Below are 229 nucleotides of genomic sequence, written 5' to 3' on the forward strand. Positions count from 1 at the left end.
TTATAATGCTTTGTAAGCTTGTCATTACCCTTGTCTGATGCAGGGTTAGACCAACTAAATATTACACTGTGCTCGTTATAAAAGGTAAAACCGCTAGCGCCTTCTAAGCGAGTAGAGAGGGTTTTTATTGATAAGTTTTTACGGTTGAGTTGTTTTAATTCACCGTTTAGTAAATACACTAAAAAGCGATTGTCTGGGCTCCAAATAAGGTTGCTTGGTTGTTCTGCCT

The 229-nt window shown here is 38.0% G+C and carries 1 protein-coding gene; it reads right to left on the reverse strand.

Going from position 1 to position 229, the window contains the following annotated elements:
* On the reverse strand, positions 1 to 229 hold a 229-nt coding region (locus AAEY99_RS21760; RefSeq protein WP_351012038.1), incomplete at both ends, for a hypothetical protein.

This window comes from Shewanella sp. S1-58-MNA-CIBAN-0166 (assembly GCF_040310085.1).
GTDB lineage: Bacteria > Pseudomonadota > Gammaproteobacteria > Enterobacterales > Shewanellaceae > Shewanella.